The organism is Streptomyces sp. SD15, from assembly GCF_054462255.1.
Genome location: NZ_JBTLMO010000021.1, coordinates 111,729 through 138,259, shown reverse-complemented (window position 1 = coordinate 138,259; position 26,531 = coordinate 111,729). Strand labels below are relative to the sequence as shown.

The 26,531-nt window shown below is 67.7% G+C and carries 24 protein-coding genes and 3 pseudogenes; 14 read left to right on the top strand and 13 right to left on the bottom strand.

Annotation, left to right across the window (positions count from 1 at the left end; genetic code table 11):
- Window positions 1–469 precede the first annotated feature (469 nt).
- Entirely contained in the window at window positions 470–2,041 is a 1,572-nt protein-coding gene (locus tag ACX28W_RS22175) for a hypothetical protein (protein WP_459000787.1), read from the bottom strand.
- 1,123 nt (window positions 2,042–3,164) lie between these two features.
- Here ACX28W_RS22175 and ACX28W_RS22170 point away from each other — a divergent pair.
- Window positions 3,165–4,157 (top strand): immunity 49 family protein, encoded by a 993-nt coding sequence (locus ACX28W_RS22170; protein WP_459000785.1) that lies wholly within the window; start codon window positions 3,165–3,167, stop codon window positions 4,155–4,157.
- 38 nt (window positions 4,158–4,195) lie between these two features.
- On the opposite strand, the pseudogene ACX28W_RS22165 reads toward ACX28W_RS22170, so the two are convergent.
- The 3 genes and pseudogenes from ACX28W_RS22165 to ACX28W_RS22155 all read right to left on the bottom strand — a co-directional run.
- Window positions 4,196–4,639: pseudogene (locus tag ACX28W_RS22165) on the bottom strand (transposase); the annotation flags it as partial.
- Window positions 4,640–5,020: 381 nt separating this feature from the next.
- Window positions 5,021–5,261 (bottom strand): annotated as a pseudogene (locus ACX28W_RS22160) (transposase); the annotation flags it as partial.
- A 200-nt stretch (window positions 5,262–5,461) separates the two neighbouring features.
- On the bottom strand, window positions 5,462–6,496 hold the full coding sequence (locus tag ACX28W_RS22155) for an SAM-dependent methyltransferase (RefSeq protein WP_459000783.1): 1,035 nt from the start codon (window positions 6,494–6,496) through the stop codon (window positions 5,462–5,464).
- 219 nt (window positions 6,497–6,715) lie between these two features.
- Here ACX28W_RS22155 and ACX28W_RS22150 point away from each other — a divergent pair, with 219 nt between their 5' ends.
- Window positions 6,716–7,147: a DUF4259 domain-containing protein gene (locus ACX28W_RS22150; protein ID WP_459000781.1), complete on the top strand. Its 432-nt coding sequence runs from the start codon at window positions 6,716–6,718 to the stop codon at window positions 7,145–7,147.
- Window positions 7,148–7,400: 253 nt separating this feature from the next.
- Here ACX28W_RS22150 and ACX28W_RS22145 read toward each other — a convergent pair whose 3' ends face one another.
- Window positions 7,401–8,423, bottom strand: a complete 1,023-nt coding sequence (locus tag ACX28W_RS22145; protein WP_459000779.1) for an LLM class flavin-dependent oxidoreductase — start codon at window positions 8,421–8,423, stop codon at window positions 7,401–7,403.
- 49 nt (window positions 8,424–8,472) lie between these two features.
- On the opposite strand from ACX28W_RS22145, the gene ACX28W_RS22140 reads away from it, so the two are divergent.
- The gene (locus ACX28W_RS22140) at window positions 8,473–8,847 is read left to right on the top strand and encodes a hypothetical protein (protein WP_459000777.1); all 375 of its coding nucleotides are present in this window, start codon (window positions 8,473–8,475) and stop codon (window positions 8,845–8,847) included.
- The gene (locus tag ACX28W_RS22135) at window positions 8,838–9,920 is read left to right on the top strand and encodes a protein kinase family protein (protein ID WP_459000776.1); all 1,083 of its coding nucleotides are present in this window, start codon (window positions 8,838–8,840) and stop codon (window positions 9,918–9,920) included. The genes ACX28W_RS22140 and ACX28W_RS22135 overlap by 10 nt, the downstream gene beginning before the upstream one ends.
- Window positions 9,921–10,214: 294 nt before the next feature.
- On the opposite strand, the gene ACX28W_RS22130 is transcribed toward ACX28W_RS22135, so the two are convergent.
- Window positions 10,215–10,586 carry a toxin Doc gene (locus tag ACX28W_RS22130; RefSeq protein WP_459000774.1) on the bottom strand — a complete coding sequence of 124 codons (372 nt, stop codon included), beginning with the start codon at window positions 10,584–10,586 and terminating at the stop codon, window positions 10,215–10,217.
- Window positions 10,587–10,588: 2 nt separating this feature from the next.
- Entirely contained in the window at window positions 10,589–10,840 is a 252-nt protein-coding gene (locus ACX28W_RS22125) for a YlcI/YnfO family protein (RefSeq protein WP_459000772.1), read from the bottom strand.
- Between the two features lie 93 nt (window positions 10,841–10,933).
- Between ACX28W_RS22125 and ACX28W_RS22120 the strand changes: the two genes are divergently transcribed.
- The gene (locus ACX28W_RS22120; RefSeq protein WP_459000771.1) at window positions 10,934–11,140 is read left to right on the top strand and encodes a hypothetical protein; all 207 of its coding nucleotides are present in this window, start codon (window positions 10,934–10,936) and stop codon (window positions 11,138–11,140) included.
- A 13-nt stretch (window positions 11,141–11,153) separates the two neighbouring features.
- On the opposite strand, the gene ACX28W_RS22115 is transcribed toward ACX28W_RS22120, so the two are convergent.
- A complete protein-coding gene (locus ACX28W_RS22115; RefSeq protein WP_459000769.1) occupies window positions 11,154–11,795 on the bottom strand; it encodes a GNAT family N-acetyltransferase in 642 nt (213 codons plus the stop codon).
- Window positions 11,796–11,872: 77 nt separating this feature from the next.
- Window positions 11,873–12,154 (bottom strand): annotated as a pseudogene (locus tag ACX28W_RS22110) (threonine dehydratase); the annotation flags it as partial.
- Here ACX28W_RS22110 and ACX28W_RS22105 point away from each other — a divergent pair.
- Complete coding sequence (locus tag ACX28W_RS22105; RefSeq protein WP_459000767.1) at window positions 12,154–13,077, top strand: recombinase family protein; 924 nt, start codon at window positions 12,154–12,156, stop codon at window positions 13,075–13,077. The pseudogene ACX28W_RS22110 and the gene ACX28W_RS22105 sit on opposite strands and share 1 nt — an antisense overlap.
- Window positions 13,078–13,350: 273 nt before the next feature.
- Here ACX28W_RS22105 and ACX28W_RS22100 read toward each other — a convergent pair whose 3' ends face one another.
- Window positions 13,351–14,451 carry a LuxR C-terminal-related transcriptional regulator gene (locus ACX28W_RS22100; protein WP_459000766.1) on the bottom strand — a complete coding sequence of 367 codons (1,101 nt, stop codon included), beginning with the start codon at window positions 14,449–14,451 and terminating at the stop codon, window positions 13,351–13,353.
- A gap of 309 nt (window positions 14,452–14,760) precedes the next feature.
- On the opposite strand from ACX28W_RS22100, the gene ACX28W_RS22095 reads away from it, so the two are divergent.
- The 4 genes from ACX28W_RS22095 to ACX28W_RS22080 are packed head-to-tail and all read left to right on the top strand — an operon-like array spanning window position 14,761 to window position 19,021.
- Window positions 14,761–16,152 carry a cytochrome P450 gene (locus ACX28W_RS22095; protein ID WP_459000765.1) on the top strand — a complete coding sequence of 464 codons (1,392 nt, stop codon included), beginning with the start codon at window positions 14,761–14,763 and terminating at the stop codon, window positions 16,150–16,152.
- Window positions 16,125–17,432 (top strand): MFS transporter, encoded by a 1,308-nt coding sequence (locus ACX28W_RS22090; protein ID WP_459000763.1) that lies wholly within the window; start codon window positions 16,125–16,127, stop codon window positions 17,430–17,432. The genes ACX28W_RS22095 and ACX28W_RS22090 overlap by 28 nt, the downstream gene beginning before the upstream one ends.
- 9 nt (window positions 17,433–17,441) lie before the next feature.
- Complete coding sequence (locus ACX28W_RS22085) at window positions 17,442–18,458, top strand: aspartyl/asparaginyl beta-hydroxylase domain-containing protein (protein ID WP_459000762.1); 1,017 nt, start codon at window positions 17,442–17,444, stop codon at window positions 18,456–18,458.
- The gene (locus ACX28W_RS22080) at window positions 18,455–19,021 is read left to right on the top strand and encodes a GNAT family N-acetyltransferase (protein ID WP_459000760.1); all 567 of its coding nucleotides are present in this window, start codon (window positions 18,455–18,457) and stop codon (window positions 19,019–19,021) included. Before ACX28W_RS22085 ends, ACX28W_RS22080 begins: the two co-directional genes overlap by 4 nt.
- A 307-nt stretch (window positions 19,022–19,328) precedes the next feature.
- On the opposite strand, the gene ACX28W_RS22075 is transcribed toward ACX28W_RS22080, so the two are convergent.
- Window positions 19,329–19,697, bottom strand: coding sequence for an effector-associated domain EAD1-containing protein (locus ACX28W_RS22075; protein WP_459000758.1), 369 nt, complete (start codon window positions 19,695–19,697; stop codon window positions 19,329–19,331).
- Window positions 19,698–20,220: 523 nt separating this feature from the next.
- On the opposite strand from ACX28W_RS22075, the gene ACX28W_RS22070 reads away from it, so the two are divergent.
- Entirely contained in the window at window positions 20,221–20,424 is a 204-nt protein-coding gene (locus ACX28W_RS22070; RefSeq protein WP_459000756.1) for a cold-shock protein, read from the top strand.
- Window positions 20,425–20,688: 264 nt separating this feature from the next.
- On the opposite strand, the gene ACX28W_RS22065 is transcribed toward ACX28W_RS22070, so the two are convergent.
- The gene (locus ACX28W_RS22065; protein ID WP_459000754.1) at window positions 20,689–22,089 is read right to left on the bottom strand and encodes an FG-GAP-like repeat-containing protein; all 1,401 of its coding nucleotides are present in this window, start codon (window positions 22,087–22,089) and stop codon (window positions 20,689–20,691) included.
- Window positions 22,090–22,909: 820 nt separating this feature from the next.
- Between ACX28W_RS22065 and ACX28W_RS22060 the strand changes: the two genes are divergently transcribed.
- The 3 genes from ACX28W_RS22060 (at window position 22,910) to ACX28W_RS22050 (ending at window position 26,062) form a co-directional block, all read left to right on the top strand.
- Entirely contained in the window at window positions 22,910–23,974 is a 1,065-nt protein-coding gene (locus tag ACX28W_RS22060) for a bifunctional DNA primase/polymerase (protein WP_459000814.1), read from the top strand.
- A complete protein-coding gene (locus ACX28W_RS22055) occupies window positions 23,971–25,503 on the top strand; it encodes a DNA primase family protein (protein WP_459000752.1) in 1,533 nt (510 codons plus the stop codon). Before ACX28W_RS22060 ends, ACX28W_RS22055 begins: the two co-directional genes overlap by 4 nt.
- A gap of 175 nt (window positions 25,504–25,678) precedes the next feature.
- On the top strand, window positions 25,679–26,062 hold the full coding sequence (locus ACX28W_RS22050) for a DUF6009 family protein (protein ID WP_459000750.1): 384 nt from the start codon (window positions 25,679–25,681) through the stop codon (window positions 26,060–26,062).
- 10 nt (window positions 26,063–26,072) lie between these two features.
- Here ACX28W_RS22050 and ACX28W_RS22045 read toward each other — a convergent pair whose 3' ends face one another.
- Window positions 26,073–26,264: a hypothetical protein gene (locus ACX28W_RS22045; RefSeq protein ID WP_459000749.1), complete on the bottom strand. Its 192-nt coding sequence runs from the start codon at window positions 26,262–26,264 to the stop codon at window positions 26,073–26,075.
- Window positions 26,265–26,531: the final 267 nt, after the last annotated feature.

Below are 26,531 nucleotides of genomic sequence, written 5' to 3'. Positions count from 1 at the left end.
GGCGTTCTCAGGACCGGGTCCCGCCTTGCAGTCCGGACACACTTCGCCTTCCGTCTCCGCGAAACCCTTCATCGAGATGCTCCCCTCGCTTGGAGAGCAAGAGCCTGCCATGGGCGATCACCGGCTGACCAGAGCTTCGCCGTACGGCGTCCAGCTTGGTGACCTCGCGGTATGGCCACCCTCGGGGGCGGTCGTCCACGGTGGGGCGGTGAGCGAGAACAACCGTGAAATCACTGACGAGATGCGCCAGGCCATGGGAGGAACCGACGAAATGGGGCTTCGGAGGTGACGGAATGCGCCGAGCGGTGCTTCCGGCCCCTTCGAGATCTTCGTCACTGCCCTCGAATACATCGCCACCAGAGGCTTTCCGCTCTGAGAACCCGCCACGACGTGGGCGCAACCGGCGGGCCCCAAACAGGCAACTCGCCTGGCTTGTCGACTGGTTGGGCGTTCGCAGTTGAGTCCCGGATCAGGTCCTGCGGACTGCGCTGGTAAACCCTGCGACGAAGAGGGTGGCAAAGGCCCAGGCGAGCGCCTGGAGGATCCAGCCGCTCACTGTTAGGGCCTGGCCGGCCGTGGTGTTCGTGGTGTCGCACCGAACACGACTCCCCGTCTTGATCAGCGGAAGGCCAATATCGAGGCCCACCCCGACCCGATCGATGCTGGTGCACGGGCCCGCGATGCTATCCCCGGGGGCGGCTGCGAGGCCACCATGTGCGCCGGGCCCGGCCGCTGCGAGGAGCACAGCTGCAAGTACGGTGGCGAAGAGGCCGATCAAGGCACGCCAGGGCTGGTAGCCGTAGCCAAGGGTGATTCCTGTAAACCGGCCCCACGCCCTTTCACCGACACCAGCGTCGGCCCGCCGCAGCTGATCCCGCCGCTGGGCGATGAGCACGGCGCGAACGTCACGGTCGTGGCCAGCAGCACGGTGCGCGGCGGCAAGCTGCTGATAGGGCTGCGCCCTGTAGGCGGGGGTGGCCTCGCCCAAGAGGCGCAGCCAGTCGCGCCATCCCCGTTCGGGTAGGCCGGCGTACTCCAGCCCGTCAACGTCCAGACGGAGTGCAGGGTCCGTCTGATGCTCCAGCCGGTGTGGCGCGAAGATCCACGTACCGCCTACGCGCGCGTTCATCAGGTTGACCGTCACCGACGGTCCTCCGCCTGTGGCTTCGAACCAATCGCTGAGGAACACGCCCTCACCGACCTGCAGGCTCTGGGCTGTGAGGGCTGGTCCCGCATCGCTGCGCAACTTCGCCCAGTCACAGCTGAGTTGGCCTCCGATGCGCGCTCCGACCAGCCGTACAGCGCTATTGCGGCCGACAGCCAGTGCGATGCAATGGAGGTGGACGTCCGAGCCGACTTCCAGGCCGTCTGCGTGTAGCCCGGTTCCGGCAATGGCACGAAACTGCGCGCGAGAGCAGCCCAGATTGCTGCCGATGTTTGCCCTGACAAGCCGCACAGCATCGTCACCCACAGCCTCGAACCCCTGGATCAGGAATACGGACTGATCGACCTGCAGGCGATCGGCGTTCAGGGCAGGCCCTGCGTCATTGTGCAATCGCGCCCTCGAACAGCTCAGCACGCCGCCGATACGCGCCCCGAGCAGGCACACCGCACCCCTGCGGCCTCCGCCTACCGCCTTGAACCCTGCGTCCAACAGGACGTCATGCTCGACCCTCACACCCTCAGCGTCCAGGGGTGGCTGGTCGGGATGCTCAAGCAGACACCCACCCAGACTGAGCGCGGGCAGGTGCGCGTTGCGGACTGTCAGCCCGCTGGTGAGCAGGCAGTCGGTGAGCACAAGCGGCACTGTCGTGGCGATGTTCGCCAGGTCGAGCCGGCCAGCAATGCGCGCACCACGCAGCTGCACCCCGTGCGGGTCGGGCTCCGGTGCCAGGCGGCCTCGAAGAATATCGCGGATCACGCTAGCGGGAATTGTGCGATCCTCATTCCACGTCCGCATCGCCGCCTCATGGACAACCTCACCAGTGGCCAGATCAAGCGGCTCGCCGTTGATCACATGCTCGATCAGCGACTGCGTCAAGTCCGCCACCATGCCCCCCGGAACTGCCACTTGTCAGACCTCGGCCCCGGGCGTCCACCCGGCGGCTCACTGCCGACCAGGGTTTCAGAACGGCCTCCGCGCATCCAGGCGAACTGGCGGAATGGGGCTTCGGAGGTGGCGGAATGCATCGAGCGGTGCTTCCCGGCGCCTTCGAGATCATCCTGTGAGCGTTCAGGCAACCGTCAGTGGCAGCTTCGGCCCCACGTAATTCCTCAGCGGGTTGCGGCCGGTGACGGGCCGCCCGACTGCTGAGTGTGGGGCTGGACGCGGCTATCAGGCGGCCCGGAAAACCTGGCGACCGTGGGGAACGAGGAGCAGCTCCGTCGTCCGCATGAGGACTCGGTGTCGACACCGCTGTGTCCCCGCCCCATTCCGTGAAGTTACAGATGGGGAAATACGTGACGTTCCACCCATCCTCGTCACCAGCGGGTTGCCCTTCTGGGAGCTCGCCATAATCACAACCCGAACCGACGACACGGGCGTACCGCTGTTCACCGGGAAGGGCCACACTTCTTGGCGGGATTCCCTCGCCGTAGGAACCACATTTCAGCAGGTCAGCGAGTTTCGTCGGTGGCCCCATGGACACGGCCCGGCGGCATGGGCCCGCAGAAGGACCTGCTGTCCTGTCTCACTCAATCGAGTCGTTCTCTCAGCGAACCGGGTCGTTCAGCCTTGTGTCTCAGAAGCCGTTGTCGTACCGATCATGGAACGTGCAGGTCGAACAAGGTTCCTGGTCGGGTGATCTTGCGGTGGTGCGGACATGAAGGCGGGGCCTCTTGGTAGCTCGGGGGTGCGAACCTAACCGAGCGGCCCAAGGAGGCCCCGTTGTCGTTGTTGTACGCGCCCGCGTCCGTTGACTGCAACTCGTCCGTCGTGTCGTGCGATTGCCTCGCGCATGTGTACGGCAACGCGGCTGACCACCCGGACCGAGGTCGGAGCACATGTTCAGACGAAGGCCGCTTCCGCGTACGGCAGTTACCTGACCGAGTGATCAAGTTCGACGCACCATTCGACCTCGAACGTTAAAGATCAAGCTAGTGCTGTCAGTGCCCGTTGATAACGTGCTTCGTCCAGTCGTGGAGTTCATGAAGGGACGGGGTACGTGCGGAATGTGACATGCCATCAGGTCGGCGAGCAGCGGTTGGCCGAGGCGCTCGACGACATCGACGGGCGGGCCTACACGCGGTGGCACTCGCTGCGGTACGGCAGCATCTCGCCGACGCTGATCCGGGCCATGGCGGACGAACTGCTCGACCATGTCGCCGCGCGAACGGTGACGGAGCCGGGGCTCGACGCTGCGGCCGGCACGGTTGCCGTCACCGCCGCGGAGTGTGTGCACGGAGTGCTGAGCATCATGTGCTTCCCGAGCGGGGACCAGGAACTCCGGTTCCCCCTCGTCGGGGAGCGGATCAGCACGGACCCGGACGACGACGAGTTCGGGGACGGGCCCATCACCTTCCGGGACGTCGTCAGGGAGGCGCCCACCGCGCGGACCTGGCTCGACATGTTCGAGATGTGTGTCGTCAGCGGGCATGTGTGGGACTGGGAGCGGGTCACCGGGCTGCTGCTGCGCGGCGACTACGCGCCCGCCATCCGTGACGGCGTGCCCTACAACCGGTACACCTCCGTCTCCGACCCCGCCGACCTCGCGGCCATGGACGCCCTGTGCCCCTATCTCACCGAGGCGGCCGGGCATCTGCCCCGCGACTGGCCTACGGTTCCGCTGCGCAAGCCGGACGCCGGGGAACGCGCGGAGGCCGCCCGGCGGCTCGACGAGGTCGGCGACGCGCTGAGCGCGGACCAGCGGCTGCTCCGCGTACTCCTCGACGACGACCAGCACGCCTTCGAGGACGCCCTCGTCGCCCGGCTGGTCGCGTACCGGGAGAGCGTCGAGGCCGATGCCGGTGATCCCGCGCCCCGGTCCCTCCTCCCCCTCGGCACCCTCGCCCTGGCCTGCCTCGCCGTCCAGGTCCATGGGTGGGAACTCGGTGTCCGGTCCGGGTATCTGCCGTACGGTCTGCTGGGATCGCCGGACGCGCCGCGCCGGGCGGCGGAGGGGAACCGGAACAATTTGGGCTGCTGGGCCGCCAAGTAGGCCACCCGGGGTGCGGAAGTGGGTCTGGCCCGACATCCTCCCTGGTAGGCACGGTCGGCGAGGACCGGGATGCCCTGGCGTTCGCAGATCCGGATGATGCGATGGGTGCGGGCCGCGGTCAGGTCGTGCGCACGGCCGGGCAGCGCAGGCGAGATCCACAGCAGCCGGCCCGTCGCGTCGGTCACCACCTGCACGTTCACCCCGTGTCGGCGGTGCTTGTGGGAGTAGTCGGCCCGACTGTCGCCGACCCGGTCGCATTCCGCGAGGGTGCCATCCAGCAGGACGTAGTCGGGGTCGGCTTCGCGCAGTGCGCGCAGCAGCCCGGGCGCGCGGTCGGCGAGCAGATCGATGACGGTTGTCGCGTACGCGTGGGCGGTGCCGACGGCGATGCCGAAGCCAGCAGCGAGCTGGGTGAGGGTGTCGTGCCGGCGCAGGTACACCAGGCCGACCAGGGCACGCTGGTGCGGCGGGCGCCAACACCGGCTGGACGGTGACAGGTGCACGGGCGCCGGCGCCGCCGATCTATCCTTGGGCATCGAGGCCGGGGAACCAATAGGCGTCCGTCCGACGCCCACGCAGCTGCCACCACCATGAGTACGAGGACCGCGCGCCGCTCTATGCAGAGGTCTCAGCAGACCCGGTTCGCCGCAGGCATCGCAGCCCTCTACTCGAGCATCCCCAGAAGCTTCCGCTCCATTGGGACGCCCTTAACTACGGATTAGGGGACCAACGAGGCTCCTGCGCCGATGGTTGAGACTTCGAACACCTCCCTCAACGGCACGGGAGCCTCGTGCGTTGCGGACACCGATCCCGTCACCCGATCAGTGGCCACGCTGAAAGAGCTCAGTTATTCAATTACAGGCCCCGGAGGTTCCGGTGTACTGCCGCTGCACCCCCCGCAGACCGCACACCCTTCTTCACGAACCCCGTTTCGTCGACGACCAGGACCCCGTCCGCGGCACCGATGTACTCCACCGTGTAGGCACGGACCCGGTCCCGGACCACGTCCTCGTCCCAGTCCGCCTGGTTCAGCAGCCGCTGCATTCCTTCCGGGCCCCGCTCACCAGACTGCTCGGCCAGCGTCTACCCGTTCTTGCGCTCAAGGACCCGTGCCCAGTGCGCTGGCCCGGCCACCGGCGTGCAGTGGTAAATCCGCGGTCTCTGTCCCGCGGCCGACTCCTTCGACGACCTCATCGGCTCCGCTCAAGCGTCGGGCGTGAGCTTGTGGTGGGCAGAGAGCTCGCCCCAGCGATCCTGAGCGCCGCGTGCGAACGAGCCCGGCCTCGGCAGTCGGGGAAGGCGACTCACACCTTCTCGAAGACCATACGAACGACGGTGAAGCGGCCCTCGCGCATGAACCGGAGTGCGGTCTTCTGCTCCCTGATGATGTCGGACACCGCGCTCTCACCGATGAGTTCCGCGCCGCGTCTCCGGTTGGCCTCAGCCCGCTCCAACCAGCTCTCCACCGTGGACACGCCGTCGCTCGGGTTGTTTCGCGTCTCCACCACGCGGAACAGGCCGCGGCCGGCTTCCGTCAGTTCGCCCCGGGTCGGCAGGAAGCACTCGGGGAACACCTTCCGCGACGCGTGAAGACCTTCGCGTACGTTCCTGACACCGCCGTAGACGCCCTTGAGACCGAGGCGTTCCCTGGCGACATGACTCCCGCCGTGCGGGGCCAGTTGCTGGGGAGGAAGCACCAGGGAAGCAAGCCAGCCGCGGTCATTCCATGCGTTGGCCTGCAACGACAGACGCCCCGCCGGCAGCAGCCAGGAATGGCAGCGCTGAAAGAACTCCCGGTATCGGGCGACACGCTTCGACCGCCACATGGTATTCCCGGCGAAATGCTCGATTGCCTCGATGGCGATGATGGCGTCATAGAACCCGTCCGGTTCATGATCGAACCAGTTCTCGAGCCGAACCTCGCAGCCCGGCCAGTGCTGGTTACGGGCCCACGCGGCCTGGGCGGGACTCATCGTGATCCCTACCGCGCGCTTGACGTGGTGGGTCTCCACCAGTCGGTGCAGGAGGCTGCCGTAGCCGCAACCGACGTCGAGCACCCGTTCCGCGCCCACTGCATGCGCCGCCTCGGCGTGGTAGTCGAGTTTGCGCAGCTGGGCCGATTCGAGTGTGTCGCCCTCCTCCCACATGCCGTAGGAGAAGACGAGCTCGGGGCCCAGCGTCAGCCGGTAGAAGTCGCCCAGGAAATCGTACTGATGAAGGATCGACTTCGACGACGTCCCCTTATACGAGGATCCCTTCTTAGCTCTGTGCGTCACGCTACCCACCAGTCCCTTTTCGGCAACGAAGGCCAGAAGGCCAGCGCAGGCTACCCGTTCCATATAACCGTGCTCCAGGACCAAACCGGGGTCGCACACCCGGCCTCGGACCTCAGCCCGCCCGATCGGATGCAAGTCTGACCACGGGCGGCGGGTTCGTTCTTCCCCCGGATCGCGAAGATCCTCCTGACCGCACCGAAGTCGGAGGCCGGCCAGAGGGAAACGGTCGTGTGGTCGGTGCCTGATGTAAGGATCCCGGCGAAGCTACGCAAGGAGATCAGCATGGGCACCTGGGACACCGGCCCCTTCGACAACGACACAGCTGCGGACTTCGCCAACGCTCTCGACGATGCCGAGCCCAAGGAACGCGAGACCCTGATCCGCGGCGTCCTCACCCGCACTGTCGACGCCACTGGTTACCTTACGGAAGCGGAAGAAGCAGTGGCCGCTGCCGCACTGATCGCGGGGCAATGCCCGGGAGGCGAACCCGTCGACACACCTTACGGCCCTGAAACCCCCATGCCCGTGTTTCCCACCGATCTTCGGACGCTTGCCGACGAAGCCCTCGCCCGCATCGTCAGCGACGAGGCCGGGTCGGCCTCAAACTGGGTCGACCCGGAGGGCTGGAAGCAATGGCGGGCGATGCTCAACCGCCTTCGCGCAGTACTTGCCCCGCTGCCACCCTCCATCGCTCTCTTCGATATCGAGCCATAACGGAGCGTCACTCGTCACAGAAGTTGAGCCAGAACCTGGGAATGATGTCACCTGGTCGCTGCGGCAGCCCGTCAGCTGCCGCAGCGGAGGTCTGGACAGCACTTGTCGATCACTGCGTCGAGAAAATGTTGATGGGAACGGGGAACTGACACCATCGTGGTGCTGCGGTACAGGGCCGGGCCCGGGGCTCGGCCCAGCCGGGGGCCTGACCACCACGGTGCCGAGCCGGCCCGCACGCAGGGCGGCAGAACACTCAGCGCCAGCCGAGCTCCGGTGCCACATGGGCGAGGATGCTCTCCAGCACATGGGCGTTGTAGTCGACACCGAGCTGGTTCGGGACGGTCAGCAGCAGGGTGTCCGCGGCCTGGATGGCCTCGTCTTCCTGGAGTTGCTTCACCAGCACGTCCGGCTCGGCGGCGTACGAGCGTCCGAAGATCGCCCTGGTCGTGTCGTCGATCATGCCGAGCTGGTCCCTCGAGTTGCGGTCGTGACCGAAATAGGCCCGGTCCAGGTCGTTGGTCAGGGCAAAGACGCTGCGGCTGACCGACACCCGCGGCTCTCGCGCGTGGCCTGCCTCCTTGTACGCCTCGCGGTACGCCTCGATCTGCTTGCGCTGCTGGACGTGCAACGGCTCGCCCGTCTCGTCGTCCTTCAGTGTGGAACTCTGCAGGTTCATCCCCAGCTTCGCCGCCCAGACGGCGGTCGCGTTCGAGCCGGAGCCCCACCAGATCCGCTCGCGCAGCCCCTCGGAGTGCGGCTCGATGCGCAGCAGTCCCGGCGGGTTGGGGAACATCGGCCGCGGGTTCGGCTGCGCGAAGCCCTCGCCTTCGAGCACCTTGAGGAAGGCCTCGGTGTGCCGGCGGGCCATGTCCGTTCCGGTCTCGCCCTCCGCGGGGGTGTAACCGAAGTAACGCCAGCCGTCGATCACCTGTTCCGGTGATCCGCGGCTGATGCCGAGTTGCAGCCGGCCGCCGGAGATGAGGTCGGCAGCGCCGGCGTCTTCGGCCATGTACAGCGGGTTCTCATAGCGCATGTCGATCACGCCGGTGCCGATCTCGATCTTCGAGGTCCGTGCACCGATGGCCGAGAGCAGCGGGAACGGGCTGGCCGCCTGCCGCGCGAAGTGGTGCACCCGGAAGTACGCACCGTCCACGCCGAGCTCCTCCGCAGCGACCGCCAGGTCGATGGACTGGTGCAGGAAGTCAGCCGCGGACCGGGTCTTGGAGTGCGCACTCGGCGACCAGTGGCCGAACGAGAGGAAACCTATCTTCTTCACTCGAGGTCAAAGCATCCGGCGGCCGCGTTTGATTCCCCGCGTTGGCACGGTGCGACCAGGCCGAACGGCCGGTGACCTCCACCAGGTCTGCGGCTACCCCAAGCAGAGCCTGGGCCGCTTCCTCACCGAGAACCACCCCGGCATGCCCCTGTTGGAGGCCGCGCACACCGAAGTAACCGGCACCCTCGGCCAGGTCATCACTGGGACCGCACCCCGCACCCGCCCCCAGGGTTCCACCGTCATCAGCCGCCCTCATGGCCTCGGCATCCTCGACGTCGCCCTGCTCACCGCTCTTGTCCCGGTAGTGGCTGTGGCGGTTTCTCAGGGAGTCATTTCACGGCAACTTCGGGAGTCGCATCCGGACGCCTGGCATGATCAACAGCAGTCAGTTTTGATGTCAGGCTGGAGCCGCCGATGGATGTGACCGAGTCAGGGCATGCTGCGCGGGTGTCCGCATATGCGGCCGTGGGAGCACGGCTGTCCCTGTTCAGCGACCCTCGGCTCGAGGATGCGGTGGCCGCCGCGCCGAGTCTCGGTTCCGGCATCGGCGGCAGGTCGGCGGAGATGGAAGTCGAGGGGATACGCGTCTTCGTCAAGCGGGTCCCGCTGACGGACATCGAGTTGCAGCCGGAGCACGTGCGGTCGACCGCCAACCTGTTCGAGCTTCCCCTCTTCTACCAGTACGGGGCGGGGTCGACGGGGTTCGGTGCCTGGCGTGAGCTGGCCGCGCACATCATGACCACAGGCTGGGTACTGAAGAACGAGTACGCGGGTTTCCCGCTGCTGTATCACTGGCGCATCTTGCCTGACAGTCCCCCTGCCGGCTTCGCCGACGGGCTCGGGGGCGTTGAGGGGGCCGTCGCGCATTGGGATGGGTCGCCAGCCGTGCGCCGTCGGCTGGAGGCCATCGGCAAATCCTCCTTCAGCCTGGTGTTCTTCCTGGAGCATGTGCCTCAGACGCTCGGCGCCTGGCTCGGCGATATCCGTGATGCGGCCTGGCCGGAGCCAGGAGGCGAACCGTCCTATCAGTGGGTCGAGAATGGGCTGCTGCGGGGGACGGAGTTCATGAGCGCGCGCGGAATGGTCCACTTCGACGCGCACTTCGCCAACCTGCTCACTGACGGCCGACAGGTGTACTTTGCCGACTTCGGGCTCGCGTTGAGCCGCGACTTCGATCTTTCGGCGGAGGAAGACGCCTTCCTTGCCGATCATCTTGTGTACGACCGCAGCTACGCACCGAACCACCTGCTTCGCCATCACCTGCCCGACGGTGTGCGTGGTGGCACCGAACACGGGGCCTTCCTGCGTGCATGGGTCGAAGGCCACCGCCCCGACGGCGTTCCGTCCGACATCGGCGCGATCATCGACCGTCACGCGCCGCACGCCATCGTCCTGGACGACTTCCACCATCGGCTGCTCACGCAGAGCAAGCGCACTCCATTCCCCGCAACCGAGGTCCAGCGGGCCCTGGCCAGGACATCAGCGTCAGGGTGGTGAGAAGCCGCCGTTCCGTCTGCTCCGGTGATCGATCTATCGTCCCGCCCTCGCAGGAGCGCGACGTCGGCAGGACGGCCTGTGTGACATCTGCTGCCCGAACGGCAGCACGGTGCAGCAGTGAATGCGCGTTTGCTGCACGGGCAGCACCCATGTGTCGTTCGACCATCGGCCCCGAGTGTCATCGCTCTCCAGCAAGCTGACCGGCCGTGGTGGTCCCGCGACACCGCACCGTGCAGCAGACGCAGGCAGTGCCCCGGACGAAGGGGAAGTCCGGGGCACTGCACACCAGTGAGATCAGATCCGCCAGGAGCGGATGCGGTCAGCTGCGTCGTAGCCATCGGCGTGGCCGGCGTCGATGTCGCGGGCGAGGTCGATCAGCGCGCCGTACGGCGGGTCGACGGCCTCGCCCGCGGCGTCCATGTACGCCGTGACGATCGCGGCGCCGTACAGGGCGTTGCGTGCCGGGAGGGGGCGCAGCCGGATGATGGCGTGCATCAGGGCGGCAGCGCGCCAGGCGTTGTCGACGGCGACGCCGACCTGGGGGGTGTTGACCCGGTGGCGCGCGATGGCGGCCACGAGGTTGGAGAAGTCGTGGACCGAGGGGTGCTTGGGCAGCACTTCCGCCTGGCGCTCCAGCAGCCAGCGGATGTCGATGTGGAGCTCCATGGTCAGGCGGCAGCCCGTCCAGAGGCGTCCAGGCGGGCGGGAGCGTCGTCGGGGAACGCCTCGTCGAACGCGGCCGCGTTGTCGACGACGAACGCGCGGAAGACGTCGGCGGCGCTGTCCAGGCGGGGGTCGCGGACCGCGTTGTGCGCGGCCTCGGTGATGAGCGCGGTGACCGTGGTGCCCTCGGCTTCGGCGCGCTCCTGCAGCTGCGCGTGGAGCTCTTCGGGGACCCGGATTGTCACTGACTTCGACATGTTCCGACCGTACAGCAGGGCGTACAGCATGGGGATGGGTACGACGGAACCGAACCCGAACGAGGCGCCTTCCCGCCTCGGGATGGGGCGCCGATGACTGGACCCGATCCCGCCGACAAAGATCGGCGGGACCCTGACCAGTGTCCAGGCGGTGCAGCGCCGCATCGGCTGGCCGGCGCGGACCGGCTGCTCCAGCGGGACGAGCGAGCGCGGCTCTACCGCATCGACCGGGCGCTCGTCGAAGGGCTCGCGCGGGCCTTCGCGATCGCCGATGCCCGCCCCGACCTGCTGCGCCGCTAACTGCCCGAACGCGTCACCTGACGCGGCCGCGCCACCGATAGAAGAACGTCTCGCCCGGCCCCGCACCGAGTTGGATCGGCACACCGGCCAGCAAGGTGCCGACGTCGGTCGCCTGGCCGGGCCGCAGCACGGTGAAGCCCTGCTGCGTGTAGTACACCCCGAGGTCGCGCCCGGTCTCGAACTCGCCGAAGAGCAGCATGTAGTCCAGCTGCCAGTACACCTGCACGCACCGCTTCAGCAGCGCGGCCCCGATACCGCGCCCGCGGGCATCCGCCCGCACCGCGACCGCCTTGATCTTCGCGTACTTCACCATCGACAGCAGCGCGTACCGCTCGTGCCCCGGCAGTTGAGAGACCGTGGAAGCGACCGTGCCGGACGGAACGGCCAGCAGCGCCCCGACCACCTGCCCGTCCCGGTCCCGGGCGACCAGCGGCAGGGACATCGAGGCCGCCGCCGACTGCAGGCCGCCGGCCGACGCCGCCCGTACAAGCGGGTCGATCAGGTCGGCGCCCGCGAGCCCGTCCAGCAGCCACGTCCCGCACTGCCCGTCGGCGAGTGCTTCGAGGTGGCCGGTCTCCAGGTCGTCGGCGGCTGGGTTGTGCAGGCCATCGGCAGCTTGGTGGAAGTGCTCAGTGCGGTGGTCGCGGAAGAGCACCGCGACTGACGGGAAGGCTGTCGCACACGTGCGAGAGGTGCGACTGAGGAACGCCCGCCGGGTACGGCGAGCAATTGTCAAGACCTGTGGATGGGAGCCGCGCCGACCCAGCGGTGGTAGGCGTCTACGTCGACGTTGCTGCCGCACACGATGGTGACGACGTGTCGGCCGGCGAAGCGGTCACGGTCTTCGAGGATCGCCGCGATGCCGAGCGCGGCCAAAGGTTCGACAACGAGACCAGCGTGATCAAGGAGCATCCACATACCGGCGATGATCGACGCCTCCTGGACCAGGACGGCGTCGTCAGCGACCAGGAGGAGGTCGTCCAGGACGGCCGGGATGGGACGCCGGCCGGCGAATGACGGATCGTCTGTATCTGCGGCATTCAACCGACAAGCAGACGAATGCTCGTCAACTTCACGCTCTGGGTGATCTGCTCAAGTCCGGCGCTCCGAAGTATGAGGACCCGGCGACGTCGTCCCGCGTCTACGCGATCAGCCGGTCCGGGTTCCGGCAACTGCTCGACGAGGCGGCGGTCGGCGACATCATCCGCATCGCGGATGCCGCGCGGCTGTTCCGCTCGACCAAGGACGTCATTCAGATCCGGGAGGTCCTCCAGCGGCGCGGACTGCACCTGCGTATCGCGACCGGCGCCTGGTCCGGCTTCGATCTCGCGGCCGACGACCCGCAGACCAAGTTGTTCGTCACGATGCTCGCCGGGGTCCTGGAGTTCCAGCGCGACATGATCAGCGAGAACACGAAGGAGGGCGTCGCTGCCGCCGAGGCCGCGGGCAAGACCCTGGGGCGCCCGGCCGCGCTGGATGAGGACCAGGCGGCCGACATCGTCGACGCGTACGCCAAGGGAGCCGCGGTCAAGGCGCTCGCCCGGCAGTACGGCGTCGCACCCAAGAGCATCCGCAGGGTGCTCGACGCGGCCGGCGCCCGCGACGTCGGCGACGTCCTGGAGGAACTCGACGGCGTGCCCGCCGACGTCGAGGACCAGGAACAGGCGCCCGAGCAGCCGCACGCCATCGACGTGCCCGGCCTGCTCGCCGAGCACCTCAAGGCCACCGATGTCGCCGAGATCCGCGAAGCGCTGCGCGGTGGCCGGACGATCCGCCGCGGGCAGGGCTACTCGGTGCGCGTCACCGCCCCGTCCGCGCTCCACCAGGCCGTGCTGAAGCAGTGCGCCGCCCTCGCCGGCGACGGCTCCGCCCCGGCCGGGCGCAAGGCGTACCGCACCTACGCCGACCGGATCGCCACGACGACGAGGAAGGAGTGACTGCGGCGGACCATGCTCACGAAGCTGGTGGCAGCGTCACGGACACCCGCCGTGCGGTGTGATCCAACGGTCGTCCGCCGGAATCAGGCTGCGGCGGGCAGCTCGGTGCGCGTGCGCTGGATGAGGTCGGCAACCTCGGGGCGGATGCCCTGCTTCAGGGCCTTGGTGATCAGGTCGGCGGACGGGTAGCCGGAGTTGTACTTCCCCCTTCATCGAGGGGGGAAGTACGGCTGAACGAAGTACGCCGACAGCCAGTTCAGTTGCGGTCCGTGATCACTGCTCTGGGTTGTCCGAGGACAGGGCCGCAGCAACAACGACGTCGATCGTTCCGCTCTCGGCGCGTTTTGGGTCGCCCAGCCGTGCCCGGATCAGGTATCCGAGCTGGAATCGGCTCTCAGCCCGGAAGCTCTCCATGACGTCCGCGATGTGCTTGCGGCAGGTTCGCAAGGACATGCCGAGTCGTCTGGCGATCATCTCGTCCTTCATGCCCTCCGTGAGCAGTCGCACGATCGCCTGCGCGGCCTCCGTCTTGATGACGGGCGTTCCGAAGTGCCCGGGGTTGAGGGGTGTGGCCTGCACCCACGAGTGTTCGAAGACTGCGCACAGGTAGCTGACGGTGGAGAGGTCCTGGACGACGACCACGCCCTCGTGCTCGTCAGCACGGGGGATGAACGCGACCTTCCGGTCGACAACGACCAGTCTGCCGAACAGGTCGGGCAAGGTGCGGACCTCGCCACCCGACGAGGCGAGATGGCTGACGTAGTCCTGGGTCACTGTCTCGTGGCGGGCGGAGTGCTGGTAGAGGGTGCGCATCTGGATGCCACGCCGGGCGAGGGCCAGATCGCGCTCGTTGGCCTGCTCCATGCGCCCTGGCTGCAGGTCCCTGCCGCGTTCGCAGGTCAGCACTTCCACCTGGCAGGCTGAAATCGCGTTCTCGAGCAGCTCTGTGGCGGATTCGAGTCCGTGCACCTCTTGGATCGGCGTATGCCTGCGCCGACTGCGCTGGGTCTCGGCGTAGAGCGAACCCAGGACGTCGAAGTCACCCTTCAGTTCGTCGATGCGGGCCAGCCGGCCGCGCAGCTCGGCCTCGGCGGTGGTGAACATGATCGCTGCCGCACTCTCCGGTGCGACAGGCACCAGCCGCTCATTTGCGGCGTCTCCGGGCAGGTGCCGGAGCAGGTGCCGGGCCCCTAGTGAGGCCGCGGCCTGCTGCACTTCCTCGACATCCAAGGCGAGGTCGTGGGCAGCTTCACCGATATCGAGATGTCCATTTTGTGCTGCCCAGCGAAAGACTTCGATTTCCGTTTTGCCCAACCGGGCAAAGTCCTCAAGCGTACGATTTTCCACTGTTTCCCCCCAGGGAAGATCCTGCACGCAGCTTAGTGCAGCGTGATCACTCTGGACGGGGGGACTCGCCGGGGCGAGTCTGAGAGTGCACAAGGAGTTACCGGAGGAATTCTCTCCGGGACGCGGCAAATGCCGACATGTCCGCCGTGCGAACCCACCTTCATGAAAGAGGTACTAACGATGGCCATGCTCAAGACCGTCTCGTATGCGATCGCCCGCCGCACGAAGATGACGGCCGTGGCCGGCTTCTACAAGTACTGATCTCACCGAGGTCGATCCGTGTAATCCCTCGGGCCGGGGCGAGGCGCTATCTCGTCCCGGCCCGAGGACCTTGCAATGCACATCATGGAGGAGCCGATGAACCGACCGCCAGGTCCGCTTGGCGGGCGCCTTGCCGGCAACGGTCCCGTTTACGACCAGGACCGCCTCGGGTTCATGGTGCAGATGTCAGACAAGTTTGGCGCGATCTGGTCGTTTGACCGCCACATAGTCGTCGTGGCCGACCCGGCACTGGCCGGGGAGGTGCTCACACGCACGAACACTGATTTCGGTGCCGAGGTCGACTTCCTCCACCGCAAACAAAAGGACGATGCGGAGACCAAGCAGCAGTGGGCCTCATCACGAGCTGCCCGCATGAGGTACATGCGCCCCTCCTCCATGCAGGCAAAGATCCCCGGGATCGCCGCAGAGCTGGACGGCGGGATTTCCTCTTGGGGAAGTGGCGAGATCGATGTGGTCGATCGTATGCGCGCGCTCACGGCCAGGGTCGGAGCCGTACTCTGCCTCGGTGAGAACGCGCATCTGGTGGCCGGCCTGGGGCGAGACCTCTTCGATGCGCTGACCCCGGTCGTCAGCAGCTCCGTTTCCCTGCCGCTCGGGTTCCCGCTCCCGCGTCACCGCCGGGTCGTACGAGCCAACCGCGCGCTCGAGCAGGCCATCAGCGAGGCGATGGGCCTTCGACGGACCGTGGGCCAGCGCGCGACCGGTGACCTCGTGGATGTGCTGATGCAGCCCACTGCCCGGCACGGCGTACTGCCCGATGCGGTCATCCGCGAGACTCTGGCGGCCACCCTGCTCGCGTCGGAGAACACCTCGGCAGCCGGGTTCGGATGGATCGTCCACGAGCTGACGCGGCATCCGGAGATCCAGAGAATGGTCGCGGCCGAGGCGGCAGCGGTGCTTCCGACATCCGGGCCCATCACGCATGATCACTACGAGCGGCTGAGCCTTACCGCCAGGGTGGTCCGAGAGGCCCTCCGCCTCTGGCCGCCCAATTGGATGTTCGCCCGCCACGCCATGCACGAGACGGTGCTGGGCGGCTACACGCTGGAGTCCGGTACCAAGGTGATGGTCCCCGCGTACGTGATGCAGCGGGACGCGCGATGGTTCCCCGACCCGCTGGCATTCGACCCGGACCGCTGGTTGCCCGATGGCTCCGGCAGCGTCGCCCCGCAGTTCGCATACATGCCGTTCGGCGCGGGCCCTCTGATCTGTATGGGAATGTCGTGGAGCCTGATCGAGATGACGCTCGCGACCGCTCTCCTTACGCGCGCTTTCCATCTCGCGCCTTCCTCGGCCGCCAAGGTTGTGCCCGATCCCTCACGCGGTCTTTCACCCAGCGGATTGCGGGTGCGGCTCGCAATCAGGTCGGACAGCGGTATCACGGCTGATCTCCCCACGGCCGGCCGAACAGTGGCGGGATGTCCCATGACCGGCAGGGCGGAATGATGGACGGAACCGTCACATACGGCCAGCTTCTGCGCAATCGCGAATTCAGCGGCCTTTTTGCAGCACATACCGTGTCGATTCTCGGCGACGTGCTGACGAAGGTAGCCCTGTCTGTCCTTGTTTTCGACCGCACCAATTCCGCTTTGATGGCCGCCATTACGTTCGCGCTGGGTTTCATGCCCCAGATCCTCACGGCGGCCCTGGCTTCTGCCGTCGTGGACCTGGTTCCGGCTCGGCGGCTCATGCTGATCGGCGACGCGAGCCGAATGGCCTGTGTCCTGGCCATGACCGTACCCGGAATGCCCATCGCTGTTCTTCTTATCCTGGTGACCGCCTCGGGGGCGCTGTCCCCCTTGTTCCGGGCCGCCAGGCAGGTGATGCTCCCCGATATCATCGGCATGAACGGGTACCCGCTCGCCAGGTCCATGTTCTCGGGAACCATCCAAGTCGGGCAGATAATCGGCTTCGGTCTGGGTGGAGCCCTACTGATCATCCTGACGCCTAGGGCGACGCTGTTCGTCGACGCGGCGACGTTTGCCTTCTCCCTCACGATGGTGCTGATGTTCGTCCGGCCGAGGCCGGCAACCGCCAGCGGCACCCACCGCGAATCGGGCATCATCCGCGAGACATTCCGCGGCAACCGGTCCATCCTCAACGATCCGGTCCTGCGACGGCTCCTGCTTCTCCAGTGGATACCGACCGCCCTCATCGTCCTGCCGGAGGGGCTCGCAGCGCCGTATGCCGCCGAGCTCGGTGGCGGACCCGAGAGCGTCGGGTTCCTCCTGGCCTTCCCCGCGGTCGGCACCGTCATCGGCGAAACGGCCGTCGCCCGATTCCTGGGACCTCAGGAGCGAAGCCGGTGGGTACCCGCGCTCCTCCTCCTCGCAGGCGCCCCCCTGCTCCTCTTCGCCTTCTCCCCCTCGCTGCCCCTGGCACTGGCCCTGCTGCTCGTCAGCGGTGCCGGAACAGCCTTCGCGCTTCCCCTTGACCAGCTGTACGTGGAACGTGTGCCCGCAGGGCTGAGAGGCCGTGCGATGACGCTCACGGGAGCCGGCTCGATCGCCACCCAGGGAGTCGGCCTGGCAGTCGGAGGGCTCATGGCCGACTGGATGCCCATGCCCTGGGTGTTCACGAGCGCCGGAATCGCCGCGTTGGCGGCGGCCGCCCTCATCGGCCGGCACCGACCCTGGCGCATCACCCCGTCCAAGGCAGGTCCAGAGGCAGCTGAGGCCGCCGACACTCCGGCCTCCCACCAGTCAGCTCGATCTACCGAAGGGTAGGGCTCCCCCGTGTCCTCTCCGTTGGAACGTCCGTCCGGCGCCACATGGCATCACCTCCCCCCCGCCGCCCCCCTCGGCTTCAGTTTCGACGCCGCACGGCTCGCAGCCGAGGTGAAGGGCCTCGCCGACCTCACGTGGCGCCCGAACCGCCCGGTCCACCAGAACGGACTGGGCGAGGAGGACACCTTCGACTGGAAGATCATTCCTCTTCGAGGCCCCACAGGAAACGTCCGGCGCACCGACCCCGGCGGCGCCGGACTCGAGGACCACCTCGACACCCCTGTGCTCGACCGGTGCCCCTACCACGCCGAGGTCCTGGCCGCCGTTCCCGCCCCGCTGCACAGCGCGCGTCTCATGGCGCTCGGGCCCGGCGCGGAGACCCACGAGCACAGCGACGGGCACACCAACTTCCCCTGGGGGTTCCTGCGCCTGCACATCCCCATCGTGACCCAGCCCGGCGCCGAGCTCACCGTGGACGGCCAGACGTACCATTGGGAGGCGGGCCGCCTCTGGTACGCAGACTTCGACCGGCTCCACATAGCCAGGAACCGGGGCGCAGAACGACGGATCCACCTCGTGGTGGATACCGTCCCGACTCCGGAGCTCATGGCGCTCTTCCCGGCCGGTTTCCTCGACGAGCTGCCCTGGAGCGATGTCCTCATGGCCAGGGAGCCCATCCCCCTGCAGCCCTTCGAACAGCTGGCACTGCGCTGTCAGGTCGACATCCCCGCGAACTTCCCCGACTGGTCGGACGACTCCGGAGCCGACCCCGACGACAGCCTGCCGGGCTCCGTCGAGGTACGGGACGGACGGCTCACGCTCTGCATCGCGGGTGAACCCCGCTTCGGACTCGTGCACATCGGGAACGCCGAGTTCCGGCTCCAGGGCTGGACCGAGGAGCGGACCATCGTCCTCGACCTCGACCGCGCACAACCCGTCGCACGGTTCCGCGTGCGCTGCGGGCGGTCCCTCGACGAATACCTGCGGCCGGCAAAGCCGGTGGCACACGCCTGCTCCACCCCATGACGGCGCCGACTCCCACACTGCTGGAACTCGGCGTGGAAATGAGACCGACCACTCTCGAAGACGCCGGCTCCCTGTCTCAGGCGCTGCTGCGAAACCGCAGCTACCTGCAGCCGTGGGAGCCGGACCGGCCGGAGGAGTACTACACCGAAGTCGGGCAGCGGTCCTGCATCAAGGAGCAGCTCGCACAGCGCCGGGCAGGCACGTTCATGCCCTGGGTGCTCGTCGAGGTGAAGACCGGCAGGATCGTCGGCGGGATCTCTCTCTCCAAGATCACTCTGGGGCCCCTGCGCAGTGCAAGCGTCGGCTACTGGACCGACAGCGAGTGGGCCGGCCGCGGTCTTGCTACGGCGGCTGTCGAAGCCGCCTGCCTCTGCGCTCGCTGGGACTTCGCCCTGCACCGCTTGGAGGCGGGCACGCAGCTACACAACCTGGCATCGCAGCGGGTCCTGAAGAAGGCCGGCTTCCACCGATACGGAACCGCACCGAAGTACCTGCACATCAACGGTGCATGGCGAGACCACCGGTTCTTCCAGCGGATCCTCCACTCCGGTCCTCCCCTCTGACCGGCGTCACTGGCCTGGAACCAGCGGGCCGCCGCGATGCCGTCGGGGGTGTTCACCCGCTCGGTCGGGATGCGGCCGGCTCTTCCTCCTCCGCGTCGAAGTCGACGTCCAGGTGCGGGTCGAAGGCGTCCGGGCGCGCGGTACGGGAAGTCGGCACTCGCGCCGCTGCTCCCGCGCCCACTGGCAGGCGCGCCGGGCGCTGCTGTTGCCCGGCGAAGACTTGCACGGCGTCAGCGTCGACCAGTTCCCGCACCAGCCGGTGCAGTTCCGAGTACCCTTCGCTGCCGACGAACTGCAGGTTCCTGTATCACGTGTCGGCATTGCCGTCAGCGTCGGGGCGCTCCTGCTGCTCATCGCCGAGGTAGTCCCGGATCATCTGTAGGTCCTGGTTGAACGGGTAGTGCCGCAGCACCGTTTCCAGCAGCTGCCGGACGCCGTCGCCCTGCACGGCGCCCAGCTCGAGGACACGCACCACCTGCCGCCAGTAGGTCTCCGCGCTGGCGTCCCAGCGGGGCCGGGTCTGCGGCGGGAAATCCATTTCCTTCAGGAGTACTTCGGCCTGGATCTGGGTGCGGCAGAGGTCGGCCAGGGTGCCGACGAGGACGCGTTTGATCGCGTGGGGCGGCGTGTTGAGTTGTACGGAGTCGTCAGGCCATGTCAGGGGGGCTTTGCCCACGCAGAGCCTTGGTGAGAAAGGTCGGATCTCACCAAGGAGAAGAGAATGCTGAACACGTCACTGACTCTGATGGCTGAGGGGCTGCTGACTCAGCTTCCCGCCAGCTTGCTCACGGCGGCCGTCACCGCGCTTGCTGTCTGCGGGGTTCGTAAGTGGCATGAGCGGCGAAAGTAAGCGGATGGGGATCGAAGGTGACCTTCTCGCCCTTGATCAGGTATTCACCGCGGAAGAGGCGGTCCGGCTGCGGGAGATTCCAGAGGAAGAGACTATTCGTTGCAGGCGGTGATGGGTCGCTGCCTGGGCGGCAAGGTCCAGGTCGAGGCAGCTCAACACCGTCCTGTCTGAGGGGGCTTACTCACTGGTGACCGGCGCATCCGCCCTGTAGCGTCGTCCGCAGATGTCGTGGTTCGCAGTTCCTGCCCGCGCCTAGGTGCGGGCGTTTTGCTGTGCAGTACCCGAGGACCAAGACGACCACCTCCGGGTACGCGCGGTGCGGACCCGTCATCGGATGAAAGGTATCGGCATGGCCAGCGGAACGGTCAAGTGGTTCAACGCCGAGAAGGGCTTCGGTTTCATCGCGCAGGACGGCGGTGGCCCCGACGTCTTCGCGCACTACTCCAACATCAACGCCAGCGGCTTCCGGGAGCTTCAGGAAGGCCAGATCGTGACCTTCGACATCACCCAAGGCCAGAAGGGTCCGCAAGCGGAGAACATTACTCCCGCCTGACCTTGCCCCACGGCCGGCACGGTGCCCGAGGCGGCGCTCCGCCCGGGTGCCGTTGCGAACGGCGCTCCGGGGCAGGTCGTCCCGGACTGCGCGGTTCACGGACTGGTGGTGCCGGTGACTTCCGCCGGTAAGTGGCGCCGGTACGGGGCAGGAGTGGGTGCAGGCAGACTTGCTCGTCGGCAAGCCGCAGCCGAAGTAACCGCGTGACGTGAGGGGCCCGGAACCGAGCTCGGTTCCGGGCCCCTCAGGTATGCCATACGCCGCTCAGATCACCCAGAGCAGCCCGTTGCCGCCGAGCAGTGTGCCGTTCTGCTGGGTGAGGCCGACGGAGGACGCTGTGAACACGCGGCTGCCCGTGGCCGTCGGGCGGGTGGAGCCGCCGGGGAGTACCCAGACGGCTCCGGTGGAGTTGTTCTCGCTTGCCGCGCCGACGAGCAGCTCGGGCTTTCCGTCCTTGTTCACGTCGCCCGCGGCGACCGTCGTACCGAAGAAGTCGCCGGGCTCGGAGGCACCGGGGACGCCGGAGGTCTCCTGCGAGAAGGAGTACGAGCCGCTGCCGAGCGTGCCCGAGGCGCGGCCCGGGATCACGGTTACGGTGCCCGCGCGCTGCCGGGTGCTGCCGAGGGTCTCGTACGGGGCGCCGACGACAATGTCTGCCAGTCCGTCCCGGTTGAGGTCGCTCACCGCGAGGGCTCCGCCGAAGGCGTCGCCCTTCTCACTCGCTCCGGGCACTCCCACGGTGTTCTGCGTGAGCTGCACGGGCTTCGCATCGCTTGCGATGCCGCTCGCCGACCCGTACCAGACCAGGACGCGGCCGCCCGACGTGCCGTCCGCGCCCGAGACTTCGGGCTCGTCGGGGTCACCGACCACGAGATCGGCGAATCCGTCGCCGTTGAGGTCGCCGGTGGCCGCGATGTGGCCGTTGCCCTTGGTCAGATGGGGCGGGAGTTCCGGTGTGGCGTCGGAGTCCTCGGGGTTGACGAAGATCCAGCCCCCGGTCTCTCCGCTCTGGCCGAACGTGACGTTCACATGGTCTGGGGCGCCGTCGCCGTCGAGGTCGCCGAGCGCGACGGAATCGCTGAAGGAGTCGTTCGCGACCGCCGAGCCACCGTACGTGCCGGTGCGGCTGAAGGGCCCTGTGAAGCGGACGCTGCCGTGCCACCCGCCGACCAGGACCTCGGTCTTGGCGCCCGAAGGGCCGCTCACCGCTGCGATGTCGAGGCCGTAGTACAGCGGCTCGAGCCCTGCGGCGCCCGAGGCCGGCAGGTCGGTGCCCGTGGTGAGCCCGCCGCTGCTGCCCCACAGGACGGTCACCGTCCCCGCGTTGGTGCCCTTCGTCGTGTCCTCGTACGGCGAGGAGACGATCAGGTCGGCGTACCTGTCCCGGTTCAGGTCGGCGGTGGCGGTGGCACCGCCGAACCCGTCGTACGCCTCGGCCGTGCCCGGCACCCCGGTGGTGTTCTGCGTGATGGTCTTGCCCCGGGTCGCCGACAGTCCGGAGGCCGACCCGTACAGCACGACGACCGCACCGGCCGCCTCCTTGCCCGCCACATTCGCGCCCGGCGCGGGCAGTACGGCATCGCGGTACCCGTCGCCGTTGAAGTCGCCGGGGAGGGCGCCGTGCACGGCGGCCGCGGGGGCCGCCGACAGCAGTGAGACCCCCATCAAGCCCGCGAGCAGGACGGCGGCGGTTCTCCAACAGCCTGAGCCCCTCCCCGACGTCTGCGTCCAGGGACAGCACCCTGCCTGCGGAGGAGGGACGCGGCAAGGGGCTCTGCACCTTCAGACCCTACCGTCCGGTCCCTCGTATATGCCCAGGTCACACGCGTAGGCGGCGCCTATCAGGGACCAAAGGGACTCTGATCGGGAATTATCAGCCAGTCATGTGCAGAGGTACGCGCGGGCACATCTGTTCATCTACGCACATGTAGCTGGCCCATAATTGAAGTTCTCAGTCCCTACAGTCCCTTTTAGGGGCATGCTTCGCCTCTGACCTGCGAGAATGCAGAGGGTCCCGGGAGACGCGACAGACCCTGCCCCCTCCTACAGGCCCTCCCTGCCCCGGGAGGGCAGCAGATGCAGGGACCCGCTGGCGGCGGGTTGGCGGCGTTTCCGGCCGTAACGGGGCCCCGCCGCCGCAGCGAGTTAAGTCCCTGCGCCAAGCGACCCCCTGGGCTGCCGAGTTAGGTGAAGTGCAGTCCCTTCAGCCGCTCTCAATTGGTGAATCCTGGACATAAGTTGCACACTTCGCTCTCCTTTCAGAGACTCAAGGGACCATAGGGACCGGAAAACCGATATAGCGCCACGCCGGGGAAGAACTGCGGCCCCCCACACGCGGCCGGGTCCTAGACTCTCTTCCGAAGGACAGTCCCTACAGTCCCTCCGGTCCCTCACTTCAGCACGTGGCCCGCCAACGGCTGGGACTGTCAGGGACTGAAGGACAAGACCCCCGCAGAAGGACAAACGCGTGCCCGGCCCCAACGTGATGAGAGTGCCCGCAACTCCTGCGCGACCCACCACATCCCACGCCGTGGCCCGGTGGTGCGCCGAACAGGGCTGGCCCGTCCATCCCCTTGCCGCAGGCCGCAAGACTCCCACCGCGAACTGCCCAGACTGCAAGGACAAGCACCACTCTCCTGCCGAGTGCAGCTGCCTCCCCGCCGGCCGACCGTGCCACGGATTCCACGCCGCAACCACCAACAGGACACGCATCGACAGCTGGTGGTCTGCCAACCCTTCCTGGGGCGTCGGCGTCGCCTGCGGCAGAGCCGACCTGATCGTCATCGACATCGACGCTCACTCCGCGCCGGTCCCTGACCGCAACCGTCTCCTGCCTGGCATCCCCATCCACCACTCCGTGAACCTGCGCGGCCTGGCCTCCGGCTTCGACACCCTGGCCCTCTTGGCAGCACTGCGCGGTTACCCCAGCCCAGCCCAGGACGACAGCACGCTGCGTGTGCGCACCCCGTCGGGAGGCCTGCACGTCTGGTACCGAAACCCCTACCCGGCCACGCGGTTTCGCTGCTCGACCGGGGCCAGTCCGAAGGTGGCCCTGGCCTGGCAGACCGACGTCCGGGCTGACGGGGGCTACATTGTCGCCCCGACTACCCGCACGACTCAGGGGACCTACCTGCGGGAGGGCCCGTCCCACCTGCCTGCACCGCTGCCCGAATGGCTCGGCGAAGAACTCGTGAGGACCGGACACACAATTCAGCATGCCCCGGTCGCCCCCCGGCCCGCGATTTCCCGTAGCCGCCGTCCCCGAACCCCAGTCCGCGCGCACCGAGTCCTGGACCCGCTGCTGCTGGACGTCACCGCGTGCGCGGCAACGCCCGAGGGTGCCGCCTTCACCGAGAAGCTCAACAAGGCCGCATACACGGCCGGAGGACTGGCGGCCGCCGGGCACCTCGATGAACACACCGCGCGCACCCTGCTTCGAGAGGCCGCCGAGACCGCGCGCCCCTGGCAGAGTGCCCGTAACGAACGCATCATCGACGACGCCCTCGCCGCCGGGTCGGTCCGCCCGCTACACCTCGAAGGACGTTCATGAGCAGCGCCGAGACGCCGCGCTTCGACGCCAACGCTGCTGCCCAGCAGATGCTGGACCTCGAACAGACGGACCATAAGCCGACCCCCTTGCCTGCCCAGGCGCACACCTCCCCGGTCGCGCCGCCATCCTGGGCGCTGTCAGCACCGCTGCCCGGAACGCTCACCGACCGAGGCAATGCCAAGCTGTTCGTCAAGCTCTACCGCGATCAGTTCCGCCATGTCGAAGGCCTGGGCTGGTTCTCCTGGGACGGCTACCGCTGGAAGCGCACCGGCGGCGAGAAAGCCGCCCTGTGGGCCGCGGGCGAGATGGCCGAGGACATGCCGGACAGCGACCCCCGCGGACTCTTCAGCGAACGGGAGCTCCACCACCACAAGAAGCGCACACTGTCGACCACCGGCATGAAGGCCCTCCTCACGCAGGCCAAGGCCTCCCCGGACCTGTCCGTCGACCCCGACACCCTCGACGGCGACCCCTACGCCCTGTGCACCCCCGCCGGCGTCGTCGACCTGAACACCGGCCTGCTGCGCAAGCCCGACCCCAGCCGTGACTTCCACTCCCGCGCCACCAGCGTCGCCCCTCAGCAGACCGACACCCCACGCTGGCACCGCTTCCTGCACGACACCTTCGGCAACGACGCTGAAGGCCAGGAAATGATCAACTTCCTGCACCTGCTGCTGGGCTACTCCATCACCGGCGACGTCGGCGCCCAGGTCCTGCCCTTCCTCCACGGCCACGGCAAGAACGGGAAAAGCGTCCTCCTGGACGTCATGATCCAGATCCTGGGTGATTACGCCGATGCCGCCCCGCCCGGCTTCCTCATGGACCGCGGTGCGTTCTCCGAGCACTCCACCGAACTCACCGAGCTCCACGGCCGCCGGCTGATCGTCTGCAGCGAGCTCAAGCCCAACGACAAGTTCGACGAGGCAAGGGTCAAACTCCTGACGGGCGGAGAGAAGATCAAGGCCCGCAGGATGCGCCAGGACTATTTCTCCTTCGCCCCCACCCACCATCTGTGGCTGCTGGGCAACCATCGCCCCGAAGTGAGCAACGGCGGGTTCGCGTTTTGGCGCCGCATCCGGCTGCTGCCCTTCGAACGGACCGTCCCCGACCACCGCAAGATCGACAACCTTGCGCTCGAACTCGTCCGCGACGAAGGCCCCGGCATCCTGCAGTGGCTCATCGAGGGTGCCCGCCACTACCTCACCACCCGTGACAGCCTCGAAGGCCCTGACCGCGTCCGCATCGCCACCAGCGCGTACGCCAACACCGAGGACCACATCGGCCGTTTTCTCACCGAATGCTGCACCCGCGACATCGAGGCCCAGCCCGACCTGCGCGTCGAGCAAGGCCTCTTGTACACCGCCTACGCGTCCTGGTGCAGCACCGGCGAAGGCATCCGCCCCGCCGGAACCCGCGCCTTCGCCACCCGCGTGAGGCAGGAAGTCGGCCTTGCCTCCCCCGCCGACATGATCAAATCCAACGGCCGCAAGTACTACCCGGGCCTCGCCCTGCTGGACACCCTGTCATGAGCCAACTCCCGCGCCCGCCCGTCAGCCCTGGCCGCCAGCATGCCCGGCGGTCCCTACCCACCCTCATCCGCCCGACTTACCATGGACCCGCAGGACCACGTCCAGCAACGGGCGGATCACCACACCACGAGGCGGGCCGCCGCCCGGCCCAGCAGATGAAGGAAGGGCAGCAGCCATGAGCTCGCTACTGACCGAGGGCGATCTCACCCACGAAAGACACGTCGTGTGGCTGGAAGACCCCGAAAGCCTCGACTACGTCCGCCAGGCCCTCGACAAGACCCGCCGCCGCAACACCAAGCCCCCCTACGAGCGCGACGGACGCATGGTCGGCTATGCCCTCCTCGACGACCAGGCCGAACCCGACCCCGACAGCGGCCTGTACAAGCGTCGCGTCTTCTTCCTCCTTCCGCACGACCGGGACAGCCATCCCGGTGGCCTGTACCGCGAAGGCGCCCCCGGCGAAGCAGTGGACCCGCGCACCATCGACGTGAAGAAGGTGGGCGAGAAGACCCCACGCTCGCAGAGCGGTCCGGCTGCCATAAGCGGCTTCCGCTCCTGACGGCCTGTAACTACCAACTGCTCGCCTGAGGTCGGCCGTCCCAGCGCGCGGCGGCCGCGCGCTCGGCGTCGATCGCTGCTGTTGGCGGGCGTACTCCTCGGCGAGCCTTGCTGCAGTGGGCCATCTTGTCGGTGGTGGACGGGTCGGCGGCGCGGGCGTGCTGGGCATCCGGGTCCGGGCGGTTCTCGGGAAATTGAGACACGGCAGCTTCGGACGAAACTGCTGCTGGCGAACTTCGACCTGTTCAACGAGCACGACCGCGCAGTGGGCGAATCGGCATGGTGGGCCTTCCTCCTGATCTTCGGCATCCGGCTTCTCAGCGCGGCGAAGAGTAGCGAGAGAGCAGCCAACGACGTCATCATCCAGGCCGTGGTGGCAGGTCCATTGACCCCCGCCGCCTCGACCGAGCCTCAGGGAACGGGCTCTCCAGGCGTAGGCGGCCCACGCGTTACGGCTGCCCCGACGGGAT